This is a genomic window from Pedobacter sp. ISL-64 (assembly GCF_018613605.1).
Classification (GTDB): Bacteria; Bacteroidota; Bacteroidia; order Sphingobacteriales; family Sphingobacteriaceae; genus Pedobacter.
Window position 1 is genome coordinate 215,024 of record NZ_JAGGPU010000020.1, and the last position, 23,652, is coordinate 238,675.

The 23,652-nt window shown below is 38.6% G+C and carries 21 protein-coding genes; 11 read left to right on the forward strand and 10 right to left on the reverse strand.

The features are described from left to right. Positions 1-35: 35 nt before the first annotated feature. A complete protein-coding gene (holA, locus tag J7E57_RS22105) occupies positions 36-1,058 on the reverse strand; it encodes a DNA polymerase III subunit delta (RefSeq protein WP_108199923.1) in 1,023 nt (340 codons plus the stop codon). Positions 1,059-1,289: 231 nt separating this feature from the next. Here holA and J7E57_RS22110 point away from each other — a divergent pair, with 231 nt between their 5' ends. Continuing rightward, complete coding sequence (locus J7E57_RS22110; protein WP_215130849.1) at positions 1,290-1,748, forward strand: type I restriction enzyme HsdR N-terminal domain-containing protein; 459 nt, start codon at positions 1,290-1,292, stop codon at positions 1,746-1,748. Positions 1,749-1,892: 144 nt separating this feature from the next. On the opposite strand, the gene J7E57_RS22115 is transcribed toward J7E57_RS22110, so the two are convergent. From J7E57_RS22115 to J7E57_RS22135, 5 genes are all read right to left on the reverse strand, one after another. After that, entirely contained in the window at positions 1,893-2,099 is a 207-nt protein-coding gene (locus tag J7E57_RS22115; RefSeq protein ID WP_215130847.1) for a hypothetical protein, read from the reverse strand. A gap of 429 nt (positions 2,100-2,528) precedes the next feature. Then, positions 2,529-3,722, reverse strand: a complete 1,194-nt coding sequence (locus J7E57_RS22120; RefSeq protein ID WP_215130846.1) for a Gfo/Idh/MocA family protein — start codon at positions 3,720-3,722, stop codon at positions 2,529-2,531. A 437-nt stretch (positions 3,723-4,159) separates the two neighbouring features. Next, the gene (locus J7E57_RS22125) at positions 4,160-5,524 is read right to left on the reverse strand and encodes a DUF1080 domain-containing protein (RefSeq protein ID WP_215130844.1); all 1,365 of its coding nucleotides are present in this window, start codon (positions 5,522-5,524) and stop codon (positions 4,160-4,162) included. Between the two features lie 97 nt (positions 5,525-5,621). Further along, complete coding sequence (locus J7E57_RS22130) at positions 5,622-6,977, reverse strand: Gfo/Idh/MocA family protein (RefSeq protein WP_215130842.1); 1,356 nt, start codon at positions 6,975-6,977, stop codon at positions 5,622-5,624. A gap of 337 nt (positions 6,978-7,314) precedes the next feature. Beyond that, positions 7,315-9,981 carry a valine--tRNA ligase gene (locus J7E57_RS22135; RefSeq protein ID WP_215130840.1) on the reverse strand — a complete coding sequence of 889 codons (2,667 nt, stop codon included), beginning with the start codon at positions 9,979-9,981 and terminating at the stop codon, positions 7,315-7,317. 374 nt (positions 9,982-10,355) lie between these two features. Between J7E57_RS22135 and J7E57_RS22140 the strand changes: the two genes are divergently transcribed. Continuing rightward, a complete protein-coding gene (locus tag J7E57_RS22140; protein ID WP_215130832.1) occupies positions 10,356-10,778 on the forward strand; it encodes a DoxX family protein in 423 nt (140 codons plus the stop codon). A gap of 1 nt (position 10,779) precedes the next feature. Here J7E57_RS22140 and J7E57_RS22145 read toward each other — a convergent pair whose 3' ends face one another. Further along, complete coding sequence (locus J7E57_RS22145) at positions 10,780-11,415, reverse strand: Uma2 family endonuclease (protein ID WP_215130830.1); 636 nt, start codon at positions 11,413-11,415, stop codon at positions 10,780-10,782. Positions 11,416-11,553: 138 nt separating this feature from the next. After that, positions 11,554-13,536, reverse strand: a complete 1,983-nt coding sequence (locus tag J7E57_RS22150; protein ID WP_215130828.1) for a heavy metal translocating P-type ATPase — start codon at positions 13,534-13,536, stop codon at positions 11,554-11,556. 346 nt (positions 13,537-13,882) lie between these two features. Between J7E57_RS22150 and J7E57_RS22155 the strand changes: the two genes are divergently transcribed. The 3 genes from J7E57_RS22155 to J7E57_RS22165 all read left to right on the forward strand — a co-directional run bounded on the left by J7E57_RS22155 (position 13,883) and on the right by J7E57_RS22165 (position 17,780). Then, positions 13,883-15,916, forward strand: coding sequence for a M13 family metallopeptidase (locus J7E57_RS22155; RefSeq protein WP_215130826.1), 2,034 nt, complete (start codon positions 13,883-13,885; stop codon positions 15,914-15,916). Positions 15,917-16,480: 564 nt separating this feature from the next. Beyond that, entirely contained in the window at positions 16,481-17,293 is an 813-nt protein-coding gene (locus J7E57_RS22160; RefSeq protein ID WP_215130824.1) for a DUF2625 domain-containing protein, read from the forward strand. Between the two features lie 22 nt (positions 17,294-17,315). Next, positions 17,316-17,780, forward strand: coding sequence for a DinB family protein (locus J7E57_RS22165; RefSeq protein ID WP_215130822.1), 465 nt, complete (start codon positions 17,316-17,318; stop codon positions 17,778-17,780). Positions 17,781-17,821: 41 nt separating this feature from the next. On the opposite strand, the gene J7E57_RS22170 is transcribed toward J7E57_RS22165, so the two are convergent. Then, positions 17,822-18,160, reverse strand: a complete 339-nt coding sequence (locus tag J7E57_RS22170; protein WP_215130820.1) for an MmcQ/YjbR family DNA-binding protein — start codon at positions 18,158-18,160, stop codon at positions 17,822-17,824. Positions 18,161-18,476: 316 nt separating this feature from the next. Between J7E57_RS22170 and mnmD the strand changes: the two genes are divergently transcribed. The 6 genes from mnmD (at position 18,477) to mazG (ending at position 23,146) form a co-directional block, all read left to right on the forward strand. Further along, positions 18,477-19,145, forward strand: coding sequence for a tRNA (5-methylaminomethyl-2-thiouridine)(34)-methyltransferase MnmD (gene mnmD / locus J7E57_RS22175; RefSeq protein ID WP_215130818.1), 669 nt, complete (start codon positions 18,477-18,479; stop codon positions 19,143-19,145). A gap of 276 nt (positions 19,146-19,421) precedes the next feature. Then, positions 19,422-20,369, forward strand: coding sequence for an aldo/keto reductase (locus J7E57_RS22180; protein ID WP_215130815.1), 948 nt, complete (start codon positions 19,422-19,424; stop codon positions 20,367-20,369). Between the two features lie 80 nt (positions 20,370-20,449). Next, positions 20,450-21,556, forward strand: coding sequence for an AI-2E family transporter (locus tag J7E57_RS22185; protein WP_215130813.1), 1,107 nt, complete (start codon positions 20,450-20,452; stop codon positions 21,554-21,556). A gap of 1 nt (position 21,557) precedes the next feature. After that, positions 21,558-21,854 carry a hypothetical protein gene (locus J7E57_RS22190; RefSeq protein ID WP_215130811.1) on the forward strand — a complete coding sequence of 99 codons (297 nt, stop codon included), beginning with the start codon at positions 21,558-21,560 and terminating at the stop codon, positions 21,852-21,854. Positions 21,855-21,870: 16 nt separating this feature from the next. Further along, positions 21,871-22,320, forward strand: a complete 450-nt coding sequence (locus J7E57_RS22195) for a hypothetical protein (protein ID WP_215130809.1) — start codon at positions 21,871-21,873, stop codon at positions 22,318-22,320. Positions 22,321-22,339: 19 nt separating this feature from the next. Continuing rightward, positions 22,340-23,146 (forward strand): nucleoside triphosphate pyrophosphohydrolase, encoded by an 807-nt coding sequence (gene mazG / locus J7E57_RS22200; protein WP_215130807.1) that lies wholly within the window; start codon positions 22,340-22,342, stop codon positions 23,144-23,146. A gap of 49 nt (positions 23,147-23,195) precedes the next feature. Here mazG and J7E57_RS22205 read toward each other — a convergent pair whose 3' ends face one another. Then, a complete protein-coding gene (locus J7E57_RS22205; protein ID WP_251030006.1) occupies positions 23,196-23,579 on the reverse strand; it encodes a YchJ family protein in 384 nt (127 codons plus the stop codon). Between the last annotated feature and the right edge of the window lie 73 nt (positions 23,580-23,652).

Genomic DNA, 23,652 nt, shown 5'->3' on the forward strand with positions numbered 1-23,652 from the left:
CACCCGCGATTTATAAAATAGCAACTCAGATTTTACTAATGCACAATCTTAAACACCAGTTCCTTTAGTAATTCACCATCTTCAACATTTCCTGTACTATCTAAACCCTTACTTTTTAAATCGTATTCGCGGAGTAAACCGATCACCTGGAAAACTTTGCCTGTGTTGTAATTTCTTGCAGCTACCTCATAATCTTTAATAAAGAATGGAGGCACACCCAAAGCTGATGCCGCATCGGCCTTATTTGGGATGTAATGGTATTTTAAAAGTTTAGTAAAGTAACCGCCTAAATTGGCCAAAACCATTACTGTTGGGTTAGCCTTAGGGTTGCTGGCGAAGTAATTGATAATTTTATTACATTTCAGCACATCGCGGATGGCCAGTGCCTTCTGCAGTTCGAAAACATTATATTCTTTACTAATGCCTATGTTTTTCTGAACCAGATCGGTATTAATGGTTGTCTCTTTCGGAACATTAAGCATTAACTTTTCGATTTCGTTGGCAATTTTAGAAAGGTCGGTTCCTAAATATTCGGCCATTAAAGCCGATGCCTGCTGATCGATCTTGTAACCTTTATCTTTAATAAATTCTTCAATCCATGGCACCAGTTTATAATCGCGTACAGGATCTGACTGAAAAATCAATCCACTTTTATTAATGGCTTTGTAGATTTTTTTTCGTTTATCGAAGTTCGCATACTTAAAAGCCAAAACCAATATCGTACTCGGTAAAGGTTTTTCAAAATAGTTGAGCACAAATTCGCCCTCTTTACTGCTCGAATCTTCTTTGCCCCACTTTAAATCCTGTGCCTCTTTAACAATTACCACCTGATAATCAGACATCATCGGGTATCGCTTTGCAGCACCCAAAACCGTAGCCATATCGGTATCTTTACCATACAAAACTGTCTGATTGAAGCCTTTTTCGGCATCGTTCAATAACTTATCTTCAATATAATCTGTTACTTGATCGATATAATAAGATTCTTCTCCATGTAATAGGTATACAGGTTTGAATTTTCGGGCTTTAATATCTTTAATAATTTCGGCAGCAGTCATTGCCCGTAAAATTACGATTTAGGTTTAACGATTTGGATAAATGTTTATAAATTAAGAGATATGAGATTTGAGATTTGAGATACTAGATTTGAGAGGTGAGATGTTAGATAGGAGATTTCCTTGCATATCTTAGAATTAATTAACTTTGCACGATAATAATTGATAGATTGTTCCATTGTTAACGGAGAAATTCCAACTGTTAACTAAAAACTGATTACTGCCAACTGAGAAATGTTCAACCCTACCCCGCTTAACCTACCGCCTTATCCATTTAAAATTACCCAAAAAGATGATGTGTTTTTTATTTTCGATGAGTTGAGGAAAAAGCACCTCGTACTTACACCTGAGGAATGGGTACGTCAGCATTTTATACAGAACCTGGTTTTGGAAAAGAAATTCCCCCGCACATTGATCCAGATTGAAGGTGGTTTGGTGCTAAACCAATTACAAAAAAGGAGCGATATTTTAGTGTACAATACGGTTGGCGAAAAGCTGATGTTAATTGAATGTAAGGCACCTAAGGTAAAGATAACACAATCGGTTTTCGATCAGGCATCACGGTATAATTCTATCCATCAAGCGAAATGGATTGTGTTAACCAACGGTTTGCAGCATGTTTATGCAAAGATGGACCTTGAAAAGGGTAAGTTTAACTTCGTACAGGAAATGCCTGAATATTTGGGGCTGTAGTAATAACGGTCGTCTTTCCCGCGCAGGCGGGAACCACGCAGTGCTCAGCAAAGCTAATCTTAAAGCGCTTGCATTACGATTCCCAATCGAGTTGGGAATGACGCCCCCTTATAATGAAACATTTGAAAAAAAACCTTTCATCCGTCATCCTGATCCGATAGCTATCGGATGCAATGAGGGATCTTTATAGAATAATTTTCGGGTTCTTTTCCGGAAAGCAGAAACAGAAGCATTTGGGTTTGTTCCTGCCCAGCTCCCGCTTCTGCCAATTGATCCCGATGTAAAATCGGGAGGCATCCCGCTTTGATCGGGTTTAAGTGGCACAGTCACCAGAACTATTAGTGGTTGCAAGGAGCAGGAATAAGATCTTTTTCTGAATTAAGTTATATCCCTCAATAGCAACAAAAGCCTTCCGATTATAAACCTGATTGACGCGAAAATCCTTTTTTGTCACCCTGAGCGTAGTCGAAGGCAAAAAAGATTGGAGCAAAAAGCAGGACGGACTTTAAAATGACCTACACAACTGCTTTCCTAAAAAAAATGAAAGATCTGCTTCACAGCGCCATCAGCTTCTTCGTCTCCTACAGAATGACAAAAGAGTGCAAATGAGCTCGTAGATGGCCTAAATATTCATAAATAGCTATACGATTTAATCGTTTGTATAAGAAAATCAACAGTAGCAGATCTCTCTCCCGAAAGTTCGGGACTGCGCTTCAGTCGAGATGACGATGTTTCTATTAGATTCTCAATGCATTTCAGAATGACAAAAGAAAATATGATCTAAACACTATATTCCGTCTTCCAAACCTGTTTATTCCCGCTATAAATGGCTTCGTTACACATGGCCACACAAATAGCCGCCTGCGTTCCGGTATTGATATTTGATGCTGGTTCTTTCTTGGTTGTTATCGATTTATAAAATTCATCTAAGGCATAATTTGTACCATCAATGGTGGCTTTATCCAAAATCGGGATTCCACCATCTTTATTTACCACAATCTTTGTGGCCCCAGTTACACCATCAACTATGCCTAATTCTTTTTTGGCACTTTCTTCAGGATAGAACAAACCGGTGTTGGTAAGCAAAGAAACCGAACCTTTGGTACCTTTTATTTTAAACAGGTAACCATCATGCGCATTGCCACAAGTGGCTCCAAAATTGCCGATCATGCCTTTTTCGTTATAACGGAGAATAGCCTGAATATTATCGTAGGTTTCGCGCCCGTCTTTAAACACATCTATCCCACCCGATCCCATAATTTCATCAGGCTGCGTTTCGAATGCCCAATTGATAAAATCAATCTGGTGCGATAAAAGTTCGGCGGCTAGGCCACCAGAATACTCCTTATACATCCGCCAGTTGATCTTACGTTCTAAAGCCGGATCTGGCACCGCCCTACGCCAGTTGCCATTACGATCCCAACGGCAATCGATCTGACTAACCTTGCCCAAATAACCACTTTGGATCATATCCTTCACCTTAAAATACAAAGGCGAATAACGATACTGATAACCCACCTGAAAAACCTGATTGGGATATTGTTTTACCAGTTTTTTAAGTTCGAGTGCCTGGGAAATATTGTATGTCATGGTTTTTTCTACATACACATGTTTGCCAGCCAGTACCGCATCTTTGGCAATTCTGAAATGTTCACTTAAAGGTGTGGCAATAAAAACCGCGTCGATTGTTTTATCGTCTAAAACTTTGTGATAATCTTTTATGGCCTTTGCATCCGCAGGAACATACTTTTCGGTTTCCTTAAGCCTAAAATCGAGTAAATCGCAATAAGCTTTAATTTTATATTTTGCAGGCATTGATTTAATTACCGACAAAACCCCTTTGCCACGATCGCCACAACCAATCATTGCCACATTAATAATTTCACCAGCCACTAAATTAGCAAAACCCTGATTACCAATAAGTAAACCAGAGCCTAACAAAGTGGTATGTTTTACAAAAGATCGACGATGCATGGTATAATGATTAAAATATTACTTATTATTTAATTGGAGCGCGCAACTCCTGCTACTATTAAAGGCTAGTCCCGCCAATGCTACAATCTTTTTGTTGCCAGCATTTGCAATATTAACGAAAATGCAACAAAAAGTATTTTCGCGTATGTCGGGGCTAATTGACATCATTTAGTGCTGATGGGTAAGTTTCATAGCACAAACGCTAACCATAATCACCTGCACAATGTAGTTAAGTTAAGAAGAAAACAAAACATTGTCATCCTGAGCCTGTCGAAGGACAAATGTTTTTGGTTTTCGACTAGTAAAGGTCTTCGACAGGCTCAGACTGACAACACCTATCCTTAAATTGCCTACAGAGTATATACGAAAGGGGAAATGAGCGAAAGCGGGACTGCATGCCGCCATGTTTAACCAACGCTCATTTTCAAATTAAAAACTTATAAAGTCTTGATTTTAATGGTCCTGAAATCTACTTTGTTACCATGATCCTGCAGCAGGATATGTCCTTTTGGCGCTTCACCAAAATTTTTCCAGTCTTTATATTTACTAATGGCAACCAGTTTTTTAAATTCTTCAGAGCCACGGGTATATTCTAAAACTTTAACGCCATTTAAATAATGCTCTACTTTGTTATTTGGATAAACCACCAAACGGCCGTTGTTCCAGCTACCGATAGGGCGCAGGTAACGTGCTTCTTTTTTCGAAGTCATTAAGTCGTATAACGAAGCCAAGGTACGGTTTCCATCTCTGCCTAATTTTGCATCTGGATGTAATACATCATCTAAAACCTGATACTCAAGACCAATAGCAGAACCTGTATTTTTTTCGCTTAGGGTAACAAAATATTTTACACCACTGTTGGCACCGGGGGTAAGTTTAAACTCGAACGACAAATCAAAAGCAGCATATTCATCCTTGGTTACAATATCGCCGCCGTTGGTCGATTCTGCACCACCCGATGGCTCTACACTGATAATGCCGTCGGCAATCTTCCACCCTTTGGCAGGGAAAGTAGTTTTATAAGCACCAACCCAACCTGCATTGCTTTTACCATCGAACAAAAGTTTATAACCTTCCGATTTTTCGTAAGCAGATAAGGTATTCGGTGTTAAATTAACCGTATAAATTCCTTTTGGAAAAGCTTTGGCTTTTAAGCCCTCTGTTTGAATGTTAATGTTTTTGAAATAAACTTTCTTGCCATCATTATCGAGGTTATTGCCAATGCCATGAACCTGCAAACCGATAAATCCTGATTTATCCAAAGTATCGATCACGTAGGCAACAGGTGTGCCATTTACCCAGGTTTTGGTTTCGTTACCAATACATTCTATTTTGTAATGGTTAAACTCATTCTTTTTATACAGTGGTTTTGCCGATGGGTTAAGTTCTAAAGGATATAACCATAATCTTCTGGCTTCGTCGTAAATCCCACCTGTCCATGCCCTTGGTGTAGGGTCTATTTCTACCTGCCTGCCAAAAACCAATCCTTTACCGTTGTTTCCTTCTGGTTTAATATGGCTGCGTGTTTGCACGCCCGAGTTGGTGGTTTCACCTTCCAGCTTCACATCGAGTTCTAAAATGAAGTCGCCATATTCTTTTTCAGTGATTAAGAACGAATTTGGTGTGCCTTTGGTCATCGTTCCGATAATCATTCCGTCTTCAACTTTGTACGGAGCTGCTCCTGCAACTGCTTTCCAACCCGTTAAAGTTTTCCCATCAAATAATGGTTTTGCTTTTTGGGCAGCGGCTGATAAACTGATTAGCGAAAGGGCTAGAATACTATATTTTTTAAAATTTAACATGATTTGTTTTTTTCTTGCCGTCATTGCGGGGAAGAATGAAAAAGCAATCTTTCTTGAAGATTCGATTGCTTTACGCTCCCAATGACGATATTTTTTTTTAATATTTAAATACTTTTCCGTTTGCGATTACTTCTTGTCTGCTTTCATCGAAAATTGCTTTTGCACCTGTTCTTACCGCAGCATTGGTCATGATATTGGCAATAGAGTGTGAATAACCAGCTTCAACAGGCGCATTTGGTGTTTTACGACTACGCACACATTCCATCCAGTTGCGCATATGGCCAGATGTTAAAGAATCGCCTCCCATATTGGCTCCTGTAGCCGCTTTAATTTCGGTTTTACTTAAATCAAACTCAGGCAAAAGATTAGCTTTTAAGCCCATGGCTGCAGCCTCTCTTTCCTTTAAACCACCTTTTGGCGATACTTTATTGGTAATTAAATTCAGCTCGCCACCATTCGAATAGTAAACCTCGCCCACATCGCCCACACTATTCTGCATTCTTGACGTAAAAGTAACCTGAAAACCATCTGTTGTATCGGGCTGACCATAATCGAATACGGCAACCATCGAATCCCAGTTTCTACGGCCATCTTTCCAGGTGTAAATACCTCCGTTTGCCACTACACTTCGCGGATGTTTTAAATTGGTAAACCAGTGTACAGTATCAATCTGGTGCGACATCCATTGCCCTGGCATACCTGAAGAATATGGCCAGAACAAGCGGTATTCTAAATATTTCCTTGGATCGAAGGATTCGGTTGGGCGGTTCAATAAGAATCTTTTCCAATCGATATCTTCTTCTTTTAATTTGGCTACTAAATCTGGTCTGCGCCATCTGCCTGGCTGGTTTACATTCCATACTAAATCTACAGCAGTTATCGGCCCAAATTTTCCATCCTGAATAAATTTTGCTGCATTGGTATAATTCTCACCACTCCTTCTTTGCGAACCAATCTGTACAATCTGTTTACTTGCTTTAACGGCTTTAAATGCGGCTTTGGCATCGTCCATAGTTTCGGCAAAGGGTTTTTCTACATAAGCATCGCAACTGGCTTTTACGGCCTCGATGGTGTGAAGTGCATGCTGAAAATCGGCGGTACTGATAATTACGGCATCAAGATCTTTAGTGGCATAAAGTTCATCGTTGTTACGGCAGGCTTTAATATCATGACCAAACTTTGCTTTTAAATGGGCAATCCCTAAATCTCTACGGTAGTTCCATAAATCAGAAAGACCTACAATGTCGAAGTTTAATTCCTTGTTGTGGTTCAGGAAACAAGGCAAAAGGGTGTCTTTAAAGCGATCAGAAAATCCAACAACGCCAACGCGTACCCGATCATTTGCACCGATGATGCGTCCATAACTTTTGGCACTCATGCCCATTGTACCCGCGTAGGTTGCAGCAGCAAATATTGCTGATTGTTTAATAAATTTTCTTCTGGAATTTTCCATTTGGGATATTAGGTTAGATTATCTCTTAGTTTGCTAATCTGACAAACCATTTAAATAAAACCTAAAATATGGTTAATAAAAACAAACCTTAAATATTCGCAAGTAATATTTTTGAAACTTTATATTAAAACAATGGCTTATAATCGTATTATCCCTAAATAAATGGCCGGGAAACCTGTATTTAAGGCAATACCCTATTTTTATAGATATCTAGGAAAACGTTTGAAATAATTTATTCTATTTAGCTAGTTTTAATTAACTGTAAGTAAAAAAGCCTTTCAGAAAATAATCTGAAAGGCTTTTTAGGGTTACGATCGCAGCGTCTGTAAAGTTATTATTATTCTAAAACCGCTAAGCTTTCTTCAATAATTTTGATTTTAGCTTCAGCGTCGGCTTTTTTATTCCGTTCGTTTGCAATAATTTCCGGTTTTGCATTCTGTACAAAGCGTTCGTTGCTCAATTTAGAATCTACCGACTTTAAAAAGCCCTGTAAATATACTAAATCGGCATTTAAACGCTCACGTTCTGCTTCTACATCAATATTTTCTGTCAGCGGGATAAAAAATTCATCTTTGCCAGCCATAAAAGCAGTTGCGCCGACAATTTTATCGTTTACAATTTCCGCTTCTGATACATTGGCCAATTTGAAAACAATATTCAACCATTTTTCATAATCAAGATCAGAATTTATTTTGATGCTTAAAGGCAACGCTTCTTTAGGAGAAATTTGCTTCTGGTTCCTAACATTTCTAATTTCGGCTACCACGGTTTTAATTACCTCTGCATCTTTCAATAATTGCGCATCAAAAGCCCCGCCTTTCGGAAATTTGGCAACAATACAGCAATCCATTTCTCCACGTTCGGCAAACAGATCATCATGCCACAGCTCTTCAGTTAAGAAAGGCATGTTCGGGTGTAATAATTTGATGATATTTTCGAAGAAACCGACTGTAGCTTTAAAACTCTCCGCATCAATCGGTTGCTGATAAGCTGGCTTAACCATTTCTAAATACCATGCACAGAAATCATCCCAAACCAGTTTGTAAGTGATCATTAATGCTTCCGATAGACGGTATTGCTTAAAGTTAGCTTCAATTTCTACCAAAGCTTCGTTAAAGCGGTTTTCGAACCAAGATATGGCCTGGGTATTGGGGTTTGCCAAGTTTTCATCCACTTCCCATCCTTTTACCAAACGGAAAGCATTCCAGATTTTGCTGGCAAAATTACGTCCCTGTTCGCAGTAGCTTTCATCGAACATTAAATCGTTTCCGGCAGGCGACGACATTAACATCCCCACACGAACGGCATCGGCACCATATTTTTCGATCAATCCAATCGGATCAGGTGAATTACCCAACGATTTAGACATTTTACGGCCTAATTTATCGCGTACAATACCTGTTAAATATACATTCGTAAATGGTTTTTTACCCATAAACTCATGTCCGGCCATAATCATACGGGCCACCCAGAAGAATAAAATTTCAGGCGCGGTAACCAAGTCGTTGGTTGGATAATAATAATTGATGTCTTTATTTTCAGGATTTTTAAAGCCGTCGAAAACTGAAATCGGCCATAACCATGACGAAAACCAGGTATCCATCACATCATCGTCCTGTCTTAAAAACGGCTCTAACTGATGTTTGAATCCAGCCTTTTCCGTTTCTGAACAGCTTTCATCCAAATGTTTTTTCTTCCAGAATTCTTCTAATGCTTCATCTTTAGTTTTGGCAACCACCCAATTTCCTTTATCATCGTACCAGGCCGGGATCCGCTGTCCCCACCACAACTGGCGACTAATGTTCCAATCGCGGACATTCTCCATCCAATGGCGGTACGTATTTTCAAATTTATTTGGAATCAGGTTTACTTCTCCATTTAATACATCATCCAAAGCTGGTTGTGCCATTTCTTTCATCTTCACAAACCATTGCATGGAAAGTTTTGGTTCGATAGCGGCATCTGTACGTTCAGAAAAACCAACCTGCGATTTATAATCTTCAACTTTGTCCAAATGCCCAGCTTCTTCCAGCATTTTGGCGATTTTTTTACGCGCAACAAACCTGTCTTCGCCCACTAAAATAACCGCTAATTCATTTAAAGTTCCATCATCGTTTAAGATATCGGTAACAGGTAAATTGTGCTTAACACCCAACTCATAATCGTTTAAATCGTGCGCTGGTGTAACTTTTAAACAGCCTGTACCAAACTCAATATCAACGTATTCATCCTCAATAACCGGAATTTCATGATTAATCAGAGGCACAAAAACCTTTTTGCCTTTTAAACGTGTAAAACGTTCATCGTTCGGGTTGATGCAGATCGCTGCATCGGCCATAATCGTCTCTGGGCGCGTTGTCGCTATCGTTAAAAACTGGTCTTCCGTTCCCGAAATCAGGTATTTAATATAATATAGTTTTTGATTTACTTCCTTACGGATTACTTCTTCATCAGAAACGGCAGTTTTACCGGCTGGATCCCAATTTACCATACGGATACCACGGTAAATCCAGCCTTTTTTGTACAAGTGGATAAATGAATCGATCACCGCTTCAGAAAGATCTTCTTCCATCGTGAAACGGGTACGGTCCCAATCGCAACTTGCACCCAGTTTCTTTAACTGTTCTAAAATAATACCGCCGTATTTCTCTTTCCACTCCCAGGCATATTTCAAAAATTCTTCCCGTGAAAGATCTTTTTTATTAATCCCCTGCTCCTTCAACATCGCCACAACTTTTGCTTCAGTAGCAATAGAGGCATGGTCAGTTCCTGGCACCCAGCATGCATTTTTACCTTGCATACGGGCTTTACGAATTAAAACATCCTGAATGGTATTGTTAAGCATATGCCCCATGTGCAGCACACCGGTGACGTTTGGCGGCGGAATGACGATGGTGTAAGGTTCGCGTTCATCGGGTTCGGAGTGGAAAAATTTCTTCGATAGCCAATAGCTATACCATTTATCTTCTGTTTCTGCAGGATTGTACTTGGTGGATATGCTCATGAATGATATTAAAAGTCCAAAAATAGCTAATTAAGCTGAAAGACCAAAGCAGCGTAAGCCGAAAGGTATCCCTATGCGTTTAATTATTCCCCTCTTTTAGAGGGGTGTCCGAAGGACGGGGTGTATTTTTTGGAAAGCAGGTACAGCACTCCATTTTAAAGGGAGTCCTGCTTTTCGTTACAAGTCCTCTCCCAATGAAACCTGTGCAACAAGCAAGCATACCAATAAACAAAATTATGAATGCTTAAATCGGAATGCGGGCTTTACAATCAATCAGGTTTACAAACATGGGCTTGTGCCCCTAAAATTATATGCTAAATACATACATTTCAATAGATAATTGTATTTTAGTATAGCAGATCATTTAAATTCCGATGGATACTAAAAACGCTAAAATTGCTTATACTATTTTACGCACAACAGTTGCTATAATTTTATTATCGCACAGTGTTTTGGGCATATTTGATGGAGGAATTAATGATTTTGGAAATCTCTATTTGAATAAAGTTGGGTTCGCGCCCTATGGAGTAGCCATTGCCTGGATAATTAAACTGTCGCATGTAGTTTGTGCAGTGCTTTTAATTATGAACAAATATATCCGAGCAGCATGTTTTGCAACAATTATCGTATTGATTATGGGAATAATTATGGTACATTTTAAGGAGGGCTGGTTTGTTGTAGGTGGCGGACGAAATGGCATGGAGTATAACTTCGTACTCATATGCATATTAGCCGCTATTATGTTTTTCAATGCTGATTCGAACGATACAACACAAAAATCAAAAGTGAAAAAATAAGTTATTCGATATCCTCAAAAACATCATCTAATTCCAATTCAAAACCTGGTAATACCGATGAAGTTATTTTTTCGCTATGGGTAAATATTTTAGAAGGCTGAAATTTGCCCGAATCATTAAGGGTGTAAATGAGGATGCTTTGATCGCTTTGGCTAACCACCCAATATTCTTTAACACCAAATTCTTCGTAAACGCGGTATTTATTAAGCAGTTCCATTTTGGTATTGCCAGGAGATAAAATTTCTATAACAAGATCGGGAGCACCGATACAACCGCGGGCATCTAGTTTGCTTTTATCACAAACAACACAAATATCAGGCTGTAATACCGTATACACATCCTTATCAGCTTTACTTTCTTTTGGAAAACGGACATCAAATGGAGCTGAATAAACTTTGCAGGGTTTACCCTTTAAAAAATTGACTATAGGATTTAATAAATTGATAGAAACTTCCTGATGCACCCTTGATGGCGCAGGACTCATTTTAAAGATTTTACCTTTAATCAGTTCTACTCTTTCAGGAAAAAGCCAGTTTAAATAATTAGAATAGCTATAAGTTAATGACGCATCAAGTTCATTGAATTGCCTTATGGGCTCATCATCGTTTAAAACCGGATATGGAATAGGCTTAGACATAAACGAATATACTAATTTTTATAGTAATCCGGACTTTCTATTTTCCAACATATCTTAATACCGTTAAGAATTAAGGACATTAAGTTTTAGGCAATTCCTTAACTATCTTAATTTCGTAATGGTAAAAGTGTAAATGTACTAAAACTTCATTTTCTGTATCCTCACTGCATTTAAAATGGCCAAAAGTGCAACACCAACATCGGCAAAAACGGCTTCCCACATAGTGGCAATACCACCTGCACCTAAAATTAACACCAATGCTTTTACCGCGAATGCCAATACGATATTCTGGATCACAACCTTTTTGGTTGCCTTACCGATTTTAACCGCAGTTGCAATTTTAGAAGGCTGATCGGTTTGGATAACTACATCGGCCGTTTCAATAGCAGCATCGCTCCCCATTGCCCCCATGGCAATACCAATATCGCTAATGGCCAATACAGGCGTATCATTTATTCCATCGCCAACAAATGCCACTACCTTGCTTCTGTCACTTTTAATTTCTTCAAGCCTGGCTACTTTATCTTCAGGTAATAAATCGCCAAAATAAGTATCAATACCTAAAGCAGTTGCAACTTTTTTAACAATTGAAGTTTTATCACCGCTCAGCATCACTACCTGTTTTATTCCGTTTTCGTGAAGCTGCTTGATGGCCTCTGCGGCGTCTTCCTTTATTTCATCGGCAATTAAAACGTATCCCACATATTTTTCGTCAACAGCAACAACCACAATACTTTCTTCAATAGCTGTAATCTTGGCATCAAAGGCAATATTAAATTTTTCTAAAAGCTTTGTGTTCCCTGCCAAAACCACTTTGTCATTTACCGATCCCTTTAAGCCCATTCCAGCAATTTCCTCAATATTTTCAGCGGGGTGAATTTCTTTCTGGCCTGCGTATTCTACAATGGCCTTAGCAATTGGATGAGTTGATTTCGCTTCAACAGCAGTTAATAAATTCAAAAACGTTGCTTCATCGATACTGCTTTCTACTTTCTGAACCTTAAAAACACCTTTTGTCAAGGTTCCTGTCTTATCCATTACAACAGTATTCAGCTTGGTAATTAAATCGAGGAAATTAGAGCCTTTAAAAAGAATTCCATTTGCCGATGCAGCACCAATGCCACCAAAGTATCCTAATGGAATAGAAATCACCAGCGCACAAGGGCAAGATATTACCAGGAAAACCAGCGAACGATACAACCAGGTTTGGAAATGATACTCGCTTCCTAAAACCAAAATCGGAATAGTAACCAGCGCGAGGGCTAAAAAGAAAACAATTGGTGTATATATTTTAGCAAACTTGCGAATAAAGAGTTCGGTTTTAGCTTTACGCGTAGTGGCATTCTGAACCATTTCCAAAATGCGCGACAATGCACTATCGGCAAAAGCCTTAGTTACTTTTACTTCGATTACTTTATCCAGATTAAGCATTCCGGCCAAAATCGATTCGCCCTTAATAATTGTACGCGGTTTACTTTCGCCCGTTAAAGCGGCGGTATTAAAACTGCTTTTATCACTGACCAGTTCTCCATCTAGGGGGATTTTCTCACCGGCCTTTACTTGTATGGTCTCGCCAATTTCTACCTTTTCGGGATTAACATCTTCGTATTTTCCATTGCGGAAAACATGTGCTATATCCGCGCGAACATCAAGTAAAGCTTTAATATTCCTTTTGGCACGGTTTACAGCAGCCATTTGGAACAATTCGCCAATGGTATAAAAAAGCATTACCGTTACACCTTCTGGGTATTCGCCAATGGCAAAGGCACCGATTGTAGCGATAGACATTAAAGAGAATTCGGTAAAGAAATCTTTGGCTTTAAAAGTTTCCCAAACCTCACGTAAAACCGGAATACCTACAGGTAAATAAGCTACTATGTACCAATAAGGCCTGATGATCTGAAATGCAGGAACTGTAAATAGATTATCAAACACAATCCCGATCAGCAGCATAACCAATGTTACAATGGCTGGCAGATAAGTTTGAAAGGCCGACGGATCCCCACCATGATCGTGGTCGTGGTCGTCGCCTTCTTCGTGTGTTTGATCGTGGTTATATTTTGGAGCGGAATGTACTTTACTGCTGCAACAGCTATCTTCTTTATCGTGTGAGTGGCTCATTATATCTATTGTATGCTAAACATCTTTTTTATTTATTATCGATAAAACCTCGCAGGTTTAGATACCGTTTTCAAATTTATGGAAAATAAAATGCTTTATCCCGAATCATTCTTAATAGCAATAATTTTTACAACAACACAATAAATTTTGTTAAAAAATGTTAATAGTGTATAAAAGATTTAAAATCATGAAATCTATTAAAATTTCTTTTTCAGCGTCCGAACTTATCAGACGACTTGGTTTAGCAAAGATTTACTACTGGTTTAACAAGTAATATTCTTAATATATAACACCAGTATTAATTAGTATTTCATAAATTTCGCATAATTACTAACTTATTAAGCGAATGAAATACCAAAATTTGAAAAGATGTTTTGCGACGCTAGGTATAGTCGCTGCAGGCTTTTCTGCAAATGCACAAATCAAAAAATTTATCGACCCTGCTAACATGGATCTTTCTGTTAAGCCAGGCGACGATTTCTACACCTACGCAAGTGGTACGTGGGTAAAAAACAATCCAGTTCCTGCTAAAGAAACGCGTTGGGGTTCATTTAACGAACTTCGTGATTTCAATATCAATGCTGTTAAATCTTTAGTAGAAGATGCAGCTGCTGATAAATCTGCTCCTGCAGGTTCCGTTAAGCGTAGAGTTGGCGATTTTTATACTGCTGCCATGGATAGTGCAACCATAGAAAAACTAGGCTATACGCCACTAAAGGTCGATTTAGAGAAAATTAAACAGATTAAAAACATTCAGGGTGTGCTAGATCAGGTGGCTTACATGCGAACCAATGGTTTGGGTGGTGGAATGTTCGGGCTGGGTGTTGGCCAGGACCGTAAGAATGTAAACAAATACATGGTGAATATTAGTCAGGGTGGCACAACACTTCCCGATCGTGATTATTATTTGAAAGACGATGCCCGCAGCATTAAGATCCGCGATGCCTACAACACCTATATGGTTACTTTATTTACTTTAACTGGAAGTACTCCTGAAGAAGCAAAACAAAAAGCAGCAACCGTTTATAAAATTGAAAAGCAATTTGCCGAAGCGCAGATGAGCCGTTTAGAAATGCGTGATCCTTACGCCACCTACAACAAACTTACCGTTGCAGAACTGAACAAAAAAACTCCAGACATTAACTGGACAACCTATTTGCCTAAATTTAAAATCAAAAATCAAGATACCGTTCTGGTTTCATCGCCTAAATTTATGGCAAGCCTGGACGGAATGTTGAAATCGGTTCCTGTTACCGATTGGCAAACTTATTTAGAGTGGAACATTTTAAAAGGTTCTGCTTCTAGTTTAAGTTCTCCATTTGTTAAGGCAAGTTTCGCTTTCACACAGGCACAAACTGGTCAGAAAGTACAAACACCACGTTGGCAACGCATGTCATCTTTAACCGATGGCACTATTGGCGAATTACTGGGGCAGCTTTATGTAGCCAAGTATTTTAAGCCGGAAGCTAAAGAACGCATGAACCAGATGATTGTGAACTTGCGTAAAGCTTTCGAAATCAGAATTAATGGTTTAGAGTGGATGAGCCCTGAAACCAAACAAAAAGCATTGGCTAAGCTCAATGCATTTACACCAAAAGTGGGTTATCCGGAAAAATGGAAAAACTACGATGGTTTAGTAATTAATAAAGACACCTACTTCCAAAACTTACGTAATGCAAGCGTTTGGGGTTACAACGAAATGGTTGATCAGTTAGGTAAACCTGTAGATCGCAAACGTTTTGGCATGACCCCTCCAACGGTTAATGCTTATTACAGCCCTACCCTAAACGAAATTGTTTTCCCTGCGGGTATTTTACAGTTTCCTTTCTTCGATCCAAATGCCGATGATGCCGTTAACTATGGTGGTATTGGTGCGGTAATTGGTCACGAAATGAGCCATGGTTTTGATGACAGTGGAAGTCAATACGATGCTGCTGGTAATTTAAAAAACTGGTGGACAGCTGAAGACAAAGCCAAATTTGATGCTAAAACAAAAGCTTTAGGCGAGCAGTTTGATGGCTATACCGTATTGGATACGGTTCATGTAATCGGTAAATTGACTATGGGCGAAAACATAGGCGATTTAGGAGGCTTAAATGCGGCTTATACTGCTTTTAAAATGACTAAACAAGGTCAAAGTAATGAGAAAATTGATGGTTTTACGCCAGATCAGCGTTTCTTCCTTGCCTGGGCACAGGTATGGAGAGGTAATATTTTACCAGAAAGTGCCGCTCAGTTAATTAAAACCGATCCACATTCTCCAGGCCCGTACCGTACTATCGGTGCACCTGTAAATATGGATGCATGGTACAATGCTTTTGATGTTAAACCTGGCGATAAATTATACAAAAAACCAGAAGACAGAATTAGAATGTGGTAGATTGAGGTGGAAGGTTAAAGGTGGAGGGCTTAAGGCTTTCACTCAATAGTCAATTATTTTATATCATCCCTATATTACAAGCGCCCCGATTTCATTGGGGCGTTTTGTTTTATTAGCGTGGTGTAAGATGTTACCATCAGACACTGGTTGAAATTAAATTTAGCTTATTAACCTGAACTCAATAATTATTTAATGAAAATACTGTCTTATAAACGCTCAGACCGGATCGATTCGTCATGCTGAATTTATTTCAGCATCTTTTAGCAGGAAAGACCATGAAATGAATTCAGGGTGACGACCGCTTTAACAAAAACATGGTTTAAGCTGCCAAAAGGAAATATTAATTATCGAACTCAGGGTATTAATTAATCGTCCACAGATATTGAACGAATCAATTGGATGGTAACCATCCGACGCATACTTATTCACCGCCTTGGTTTGTGTCTCCACGAACTAACAATTAAACCAATGTCAATATTTATCCCAAATCAAAAATTAATTTATCTCCTTTCAACAATTCTTAATTATCATTCTATCTTTGGAAAAACATAAGCCCCCTTTTTCATGAGAAGCGCATTCAAAACAATTCTTATCCTAAGTTTAACTTTATTCTCTTCAATAACCTTTGCTCAAGAGAATAAGTTAATCAGTCTTGAAGCATTGGTAAATAAAACCGATCCGGCCTGGCCGTTGGTAAAAAAGTGGATCGACTCTGCAAAAAACAAGGTGGAGATTCTACCCGTTGATTCTGCAAAGGCAAAAGAGGTTTTATATCACTCGCAAATGACTACCTATGCTACACTTGGATCGGTAATTTACAATACCGGAGGCATTATGGTTGATAATGGATGGATTAGAATTTTAGGTTCGGGCAGCGAAAGATTGAGCCGAAATGTTGCCGAATGGAACAAAGGAAAAACCATAAAAGAATATGGCGATAACATCCCCTATCTATTAATTGCTGATGACGCTGTAGGTGGTTTCTTTGCCATCAATTATGGTGGCTTGGGTAAAGATATTAAAAACGTGTATTACCTGGAGCCTAACAGCCTAACCTGGCAACCGCTTGGTGCTGGCTATGGTGAGTTTCTTGTTTTTTGTTTTGATAGTGATCTTTCTAAATTTTATAAAGGCTTACGTTGGAGCAGCTGGAACCAGTTTATTGCAAATCTAGATGGCACCAAAACCTATAGCTTTCGTCCTTATTTATGGGAAGAAGGAACCGACATCGATAAGTGTACACGGAAACTTGTTGGAATTGAAGAAATGTACCGTTTTAATATCATGAAGTCGAAAGAACTGAATGCTGATAAAGGCATAAAAAAAGACGATACACAAAAAAAAGAAACCAAAGAGGAAACCAAAAACGAGCAGTAAATCACCGTCTATACAACAATTAATGTCTAATACACTTGCTACCATCGCCCAGGTTAAAAACACCAGAATTTTTATTTTAGAACTGGTAAAAGATTTGAGCATCGAGCAATTAAACAAAATTCCAGCAGGTTTTAACAATAACATCATTTGGAATATTGCCCATTTAACCGCGGCGCAGCAAAATATGTGTTATGTAAGATCTGGACTCGAGATAACTGTTGAGGAAAAATATTTCAGCCCTTTTTTAAGCGGGACAAAGCCTGATAAATTTATTGAAAAACAAGAGATTAATTCCATTTTCGATGCACTCTTAAACAGCATGGATCGTTTAGCCACTGATTATTCTAATGGTGTTTTTCTAAAGTTCGATCCTTGGGATAAACGTTATGGCATGAAATTAAACTCCATAGCGGATGCGATTAACTTTGTTCCCTTTCACGAGGGCATGCACATTGGTTATATTATGGCCTTAAAAAAACTGGTGTAAAAGAAAAGATATTTTCGTGCCTTCTGTGTTTCTGTGGCAAACTAAGCATACTTTGCCTGTGTTTTCTTAGGCAGTTTAGCTAAAACCATTGCTCTCGAATCGGCAACTCTGCTTTTTAGCTCTTTATCGTTTAAAACATCCAAATTTTCGATCTGGATCCATTGTCGCTTTGCCAGATGATAAGCTTGTGCAATGCCATCTCTGGCAGCGAGTTCATCAAATTCATCTGGATTACATTTAATAGAAAAACGATTCCCTTCATCAATGGCAATAATTACGTAGATTTTTTCTTCGATCATAAAACATAAATGCTCCCATTTCATCCCTTCTGTTGTACCGGGTAAACTCAAACAATATTCTCTGAAAGATTCGATATCCATTTTAGGGTTTAGGGTTTAGGGTTTAGGGTTTAGGGTTTAGGGTTTAGGGTAAGACCAAAGCTAAGAACAAAAGATTAAAGCTGAAAGGACAAAGAGAAAATTCAGAGGACGGGAGTCCGAAGACTAAAGCTAAAGGACTAAAGCGGGTTAACTTTCCTCCTCCTATCTCTGGATAGTTTATCCCTAAATCCAGAAATCGTTTAAATGCTGCATTCATATCTACACCATGATCCTGAAATCCAAAAATCATATTAATCCTATATCTATATTTGCATCATTATCTTGAAAAAACCCAAGATCCTTAAAATCCTAGCTCATGAATATTATAACCCCAACTGCTGATGGTTCGAATACACTTTACAACGAAACCATAGGCGAACATTACCACAGTAAACATGGTGCATTACAGGAAAGCAAACACGTATTTGTTGATGCAGGGTTAAAATTCGCCTCTGCCAATTTAACTGAAGTTTCCATTTTGGAAGTTGGTTTCGGTACCGGACTAAACTTTATTTTGAGTTTCGAACATTGTGCAGCAAATAACATTAACCTTAACTACACCAGCATCGAAGCCTTTCCGCTTACTACAGCAGTAATTGAGCAAACAGGTTATGCTGCATATGTTCCTGAAGCAATATGGGCCGATTTTATTTCAAATTACCCTGAAGCGTTAAAAACACCTCAAAAACTAACTTCGCTTTGCACCTTAGAAATTTCGCATACTACCTTGGCCGAATACCACAGCGACCAAAAATTTGATGTGATTTATTACGATGCCTTTTCTGTGCAACACCAGCCCGAAATGTGGAGCGATGAAATTATTGCACATGCCTGCAGTTTCTTAAAACCAGGCGGAACTTTTGTTACTTACGCCATTACCGGAAAATTGAAAAGAGCCGTTAAAGCCTGCGGATTTACCATCGAAAAATTACCCGGCGCTCCTGGAAAAAGGGAAATGCTTAGGGCAATCAAGGCGGAAGGGTGAGCATTAGGAGGTTTAGGGGTTAGTGTGTAGGGGGGATTGGGATTAGGCAATTTGCAGGGAAACGTTAATAGTAGCAACGGCCTAAGTATCTAAACCTGGGTGCAGCGGCAGCCTCCGTTTTTTCTACGGAGCTACAGCGAAAAACAGGACTAACGATAACATGAAATAGTAGCTTGCTTTCCAAAAAACTATTTTCATCTTATTTTGACATAATTTCGACCTCTGGCAAAAACCCATGGCTTTAGGATTTGTTAGTCTAACATTAACATTCGTATCATGGAAAAAAGAATTTTAGGAAAAACCGATTTAAATATTGCGCCCATTGTATTCGGGGGAAATGTTTTTGGCTGGACGGTTGATGAGCAAAAGTCGTTCGAGATATTAAACCAATTTGTAGAAAATGGGTTCAACTTTATCGATACTGCCAATGTGTATTCGCGCTGGGCACCCGGAAATAAAGGTGGCGAATCGGAAACGATTATTGGTAAATGGCTTAAGAAACATAACAAACGCCACGATATTATTATCGCTACCAAGGTAGGCGCTGATATGGGACAGGGCAAATCGTTAAAGAGAGATTATATCATAAACGAAGTAGAACATTCTTTATCGCGCCTGCAAACAGATTATATCGACCTCTATTTCTCTCATTACGATGACGAGCACACGCCCGTTGAAGAAACCTTGAGTGCTTACGAAACTTTAATTAAAGCCGGTAAAGTACGTTGGATCGGGGCATCAAACTTTTCTGCCAATCGACTTAAAGAATCTTTGGTTTATGCTACCGAACATAGCCTGCCTCGTTACGAAGTTTACCAACCAGGATACAACCTCTATGATAGAGAAAACTTTGAGCAAGAGCACGAAAAAATCTGTCTGGATTATGGCTTGGGCGTAGTAACCTATTATTCGTTAGCCAGTGGTTTTTTAACCGGAAAATACCGAAGCGAAGATGATTTGAATAAAAGCCAGCGTGGTGGAGGCATTAAAAAATTCCTGAACGAACGGGGCTTTAAAATTTTAGCAGCACTGGATCAGGTGGCTGAGAAGCACCGAGTTGAGCCAGCTTCGGCAGCACTGGCTTGGTTAATTTATCACCCATCAATTACGGCGCCAATTGCAAGCGTTACCGATTTAAGCCAGTTAAAATCGTTCACTGAAGCAGCAAACTTAAAATTATCACCTGAAGATATTTCCCTTTTAGATAAAGCGAGTATCTATTAAAAAATAATCTCTTATATTTAAATGCCCGATTGGTGAAACAATTAATCGGGCATTTTGTATTAAACAGGATTTAAAATTATATGAAAGACAAATTATCGTTCCTCCCCAAGCTTGCCTTGGTTCTTTTCTGTTTAATAAGCTTAACTTACATCGCCATTTTAGGGCAATCGCTGTTAGCTCCTTTACTTTTCTCGTTTTTGATGGCGATTTTATTGTTGCCCGTTGGCAATTTTTTAGAGCAGAGATTTAAGTTTAAACGAAGTTTGTCTACCCTTGTTTCAGTAGTGCTGATGATCGCTGCAATTGGCGGAATTATATATTTTTTCGGCAATCAGTTGAGCGATTTATGGGCCGATTGGCCACTGTTAAAAGAGAAAGCCAATGTTTCATACCATGAACTGCAGAAATGGATTTCACACACTTTCGGTGTAAATTCTCAGAAACAACTCGATTATTTAAATGATAGTACAGAAAAAGCTTTAGCTACTAGCGCTGCTGTAGCTACCACCCTGGCTACGCTATCCTCTACCCTATTATTTTTAGGCTTCACACTACTATTCACTTTCTTTATTTTAAACTACCGCAGGGTTTTATTTACCTTTTTAACCTCGGTTTTTAGAGAAGAACACAAAGAAAAAGTTTCAGAAATTGTTAGTCAGATTCAGTATATCATTAAAAAATACATCATCGGTTTATTTCTGCAGATGCTTATTGTTACGGTATTAATGATTACCGTATTAAGCCTCTTGGGTGTTAAATACGCTGTTTTATTAGGATTGGTGGCAGGCATTTTCAACGTTGTACCTTATTTAGGGATATTTTTTGCTTTACTGGTAAGCTGTTTAATCACCTTTGCAACAGCTGGTGCGGGTAAAGTGCTTCTGGTTTTGATTGCCTTTGTCGGTGTACATGCGATAGATGGAAATGTTTTAATGCCTTTAGTCGTGGGTTCGAAAGTAAAAATAAATGCATTATTTGCCTTTATTGGTATTATAGTTGGCGAAATGATCTGGGGGATATCTGGCATGTTTTTATGTATACCTTATCTGGCCATGTTAAAAATAATCTTCGATAGAGTAGATAACTTAAAACCTTGGGGCATTTTAATGGGCGAAGAACACAAGCCCGACAAAAAGAAACGCGTTTATCGGATTACGAAAAAGATTAAATTAGAAGAAAAGGACTAGTATGGCCGAAAATAGATCGCCTCATATTTTAAGCACTTCTGCCAATCTGTTGGGCATCTGCTTTATTGTACTTACTTCTTTAAAAAAACTCGCACTTACCGATGGTTCCATAATTGATGAATTTGCCGTAGCTGCCGTAATGTTTTTTATGACCAGCTGCATCTTATCTTTTATCTCTATGAGAAGAGAAAGAAACACAAGTCAAAAGTTAGAAAAAGTTGCCGATTTTGTCTTTCTATCAGGCTTGGTTATCTTATTCATAGCAACGATTTTAATTGCCTTTAATTTGATCAAGTAAGTAAAAATTATAATAAATGAAACCTTTATTTGTATTACTTATCGTTTATATTGCCCTATTAGCCTTTGGCGGCCATACCACATTTGATAAAGGAAATATTTTTGCAGGCAATATCGCCATGGGCGTGATGTTACTTTTTACAGCTATAGGGCATTTCAAGTTTAAAACCAGTATGGCTGCTATGGTTCCCCTATTCATCCCTAAAAAAGTAGAAGTTGTACTTTTAACAGGGGTTTTGGAAATCTTATTTGCAGTTGGATTAGCGATGGCAAGCACCAGGTATTTTACAGGGATAGCCTTGATTATTTTCTACATTGCCATGTTGCCCGCAAATATTTATGCAGCCAAACACCGCATCAATTACGAAGACCTTCATAAACCAGGCCCAGGGCCAAAATATTTGTGGTTCAGAATACCTTTTCAGCTTTTCTTAATCGCTTGGGTTTGGTACTTTAGCGTTCGATAACATAGTTCAATCATAAAACATGCCTAACAATCCAATTCCTGCCAGTGCCAATAATCCAGCTGATGCCTTTACACGTTTACTCACTGTTTTAGATACACTGCGTACACAATGTCCCTGGGATAAAAAACAGACCATGGAAACATTGCGCCATTTAACTATAGAGGAAACTTACGAATTGAGCGACGCCATTTTAGAGGGTGATTTAGATGAAATTAAAAAGGAACTTGGCGATGTGATGATGCATTTGGTTTTCTATTCGAGAATTGCTTCCGAAACCAATGATTTTAACATTACCGATGTTTTAAACGGAGTTTGCGATAAACTGGTAAACCGGCATCCGCATATTTATGGCGATGTTGAAGTGCAGAACGAAGAAGACGTTAAACGCAATTGGGAGCAGATTAAACTAAAAGAAGGCAACAAATCGGTACTGGCCGGTGTTCCATCTTCCTTACCAGCTTTAGTTAAAGCTGCCCGCATTCAGGAAAAAGCCCGTGGTGTAGGTTTCGATTGGGAAGATAAAAACCAGGTTTGGGAAAAGGTGGAGGAAGAATTGCAGGAGTTTAAAGCAGAATTTAACGTTACAGACAATACCGCCATTGATGTTGAGAAAGCCGAATCAGAATTTGGCGATGTACTATTTTCTTTGATCAATTACGCACGTTTCATTAATATCAATCCCGAAAATGCATTAGAAAAAACCAATAAAAAATTCATCAAACGTTTTCAATACCTCGAAACCAAGGCAAAAGAAAACGGAAAAGCCCTGGCCGAGATGACCCTCGCCGAGATGGATATATATTGGAACGAAGCAAAGAAATTATAGCTTAAAGGAGTAAAATCGCAAATTTCATACGAATTTTGCGATTTCAACCTTATTCATAAAAATTCCCATCCACGTAATACCATTGCCCATCTTCTAACTTAAAATTGGATTTTTCATGCAATATTTCTGTTTGGAATCTCTTATTCAGATAATAGGCCTTAAACTCGACGACATTAAAATCAGAAAAAATAATTTCGAGTTTTAGCCATTTGGTGTTTTTCGCACTGCTTAAATAAGCACTTTTCGAATGCCCTTTTCTTTTACTGCTATGCGTGGTATCGTAAAGATAAGCAGCATCAACTACTACAAAAGCCGAATATCTGGAACGCATTAAGGCTTCTGCAGTTGGTGCCGCCTTCACTTTTAAATGATAAGGCTGGCAACAATGGCTAAAGGCAGCTCCACTTCCGCAAGGACAGTTAATTAAATCCATGATTAAAATTTACTATACAAAAGTATGATTTAATATTCCTGCTGCTAAAATTTCCGTAAAATTGCAGCTGAAA